Source organism: Robinsoniella sp., from assembly GCF_034124845.1.
Genome location: NZ_JAWYAJ010000612.1, coordinates 1 through 2133, shown reverse-complemented (window position 1 = coordinate 2133; position 2133 = coordinate 1). Strand labels below are relative to the sequence as shown.

The window sequence follows — 2133 nt, the reverse complement described above, 5'->3', positions numbered from 1 at the left end:
GGTAATCTGAGTGTAGAAAGTACACCTGGAAAGGGATCTGAGTTTTCTTTTACTTTAGAATTTCCAATCTGCAGTGAAAAACCCCGGGTTCAACACGAGGATCCTGCGGATCAGGAACCGGTTTCACAAAAACAGCCGGATTTAACTTCCCTTAGAATTCTTCTGGCAGAGGACAATGACCTGAATGCTGAAATTGCTACCGAGCTGTTGGAAATGCAGGGTGCAGTGGTACAGCGCGTGCAAAACGGACAGGAAGCCGTAGATCAGTTTCAAAATAATCCTTCCGGCTATTATCAATGCATACTCATGGATATTCAGATGCCAGTAAAAAATGGCCTGGAGGCAACCCAGGAGATCCGTTCAGGCAGCCATCCGGATGCTGGGAATATCCCAATCATAGCCATGACAGCCAATTCCTTTAAGGAAGATATGGACGCGGCATATGCCTCAGGTATGAATAACTTTGTGCCAAAACCAATTAATGTCAGCCACCTGTTCCATGTATTAAGTGACATACTAAAATGATGATATACTAATATATTGAAAACTGATATATTGAAAAAGGAAGCACTCCGAATTTCGAGCGCTTCCTTTTTCCGTTATCTTTTATGAATCGATGACCACCCCGAGAAGTCTTACCAAATCTGCCGCCTGATAAGCGTCTATGACAGCTCCCTGAAGCTCCTGATAAGAATCCGACACTGTGATTCCTGCTATCTGGGCTTTTGTAAAATTGATTCCTTTTAACGGCGTTCTGAAAAAAGACGCCTGATTCATTTTCACATTGTTCAATTCCAGATGTGCCAATTTACATTCTGTTACATTGGCATGTTCTGCATCTGCTTCTTCCATTATAACAACATCCATTTTAGCATGATCCAGATTAATGAATCTCATATTGCAGTCCGAAAACTTCGTATGCTTCCAAGTGCTGCTTCGAAAGTCGGTTCCCATCATCTTACAGGAACTCATCTCACATCTGTTAAAGTATCCGTTTTCCATATGGCAGTTGGATAGGTCGCAATTTTCAAAACGAACATCCACGAACCCCGCATTTTCAAAATCACAGCCAATAAACCTGCAATTTTGAAAAAGTACATCGGTAAATTCCAGCCGGGATAACTCTACACCGTTCAGATTTACATTAGATATCAATTTGTGACTGATACAGTCCTCTTCTTCCTGGACTCTTCGTATGTATGATTGAAAATCTTCTGATACAAGTTCCAGATTTTTATTTAGTTGTGGTTTTTTAAGTTTCATTATTAGTTCTCGCTTTCCTTTATCTGGAAGATCTGTTTATATATTTACCAGTTTATCTGTATACCATTTTAAGCATATCAAGTTTCAAAGTCAATCCTGTCTCTCTCATATATATATTCTCCAGAACTGCCTAAATTATTTTTCCTGTATTGGAAAATAAAAACCAGTAAAAAATTCGATATTTTATGAAGTAATAAACTTACATAGTTAAAATAAAATTGAAAATACGTAATATCTAGACAAAAAATCTAATTTCAATTTTTTGCTGATTCAGATATTATATAATAATAACTACAATTATTATAAAAAGCATATGTAAACATTTGCCCGTATGCTGACCCAAAAGAAGGAGAACGTATATGAAAAAGAGAATGAAACGCATTATTGCAGCTGCAATGGCAGGTATCTATATGATGAGTACAATCCCATCAGTTATGCCTATACATGCCTTAGCAGCAGAAGCAGAACTCATGGATCAGATTGTAACAGAACAGGATACCGCAGAACAGATGGTCACAGAAACAACTGTAACAGAGCCAGATACGGAGTCTGAAACATCAACCGGTGATTATCCGAATGCCGACATAGGGTTGGAAACTACTTCAAAAATTTTAAATGGATGGATTAACGTAGAAAATGATTCTGGTGAAATCACCTATGAAGGCACCTGGAACAAATATTCTGAACAGGGCCACAGCCAGGGAAATGCCCATCAGTCAGATGCTGTTGGTGCAACTGCATCCTTCCATTTCACCGGTACCGGAATCCAATGGATTGGACAAACAGATACTAATTTCACCCAAGCCAAAGTTTATCTGGATGGAGAGCTGGTTGCTATGCCTGACTCTAATATGAGTGCACAATATCAAC

At 38.9% G+C, this 2133-nt stretch carries 3 protein-coding genes; 2 read left to right on the top strand and 1 reads right to left on the bottom strand.

Annotated elements, in window-relative coordinates; all coding sequences use genetic code 11:
* Positions 1 to 525 (top strand): response regulator (locus ACH2DQ_RS30015; RefSeq protein WP_395028912.1); only part of this gene is annotated, 525 nt, incomplete at its 5' end.
* Positions 526 to 606: 81 nt separating this feature from the next.
* On the opposite strand, the gene ACH2DQ_RS30010 is transcribed toward ACH2DQ_RS30015, so the two are convergent.
* Positions 607 to 1263 (bottom strand): pentapeptide repeat-containing protein, encoded by a 657-nt coding sequence (locus ACH2DQ_RS30010; protein ID WP_394914527.1) that lies wholly within the window; start codon positions 1261 to 1263, stop codon positions 607 to 609.
* A 359-nt stretch (positions 1264 to 1622) separates the two neighbouring features.
* On the opposite strand from ACH2DQ_RS30010, the gene ACH2DQ_RS30005 reads away from it, so the two are divergent.
* On the top strand, positions 1623 to 2133 hold a 511-nt coding region (locus ACH2DQ_RS30005; protein ID WP_395028910.1), incomplete at its 3' end, for a hypothetical protein.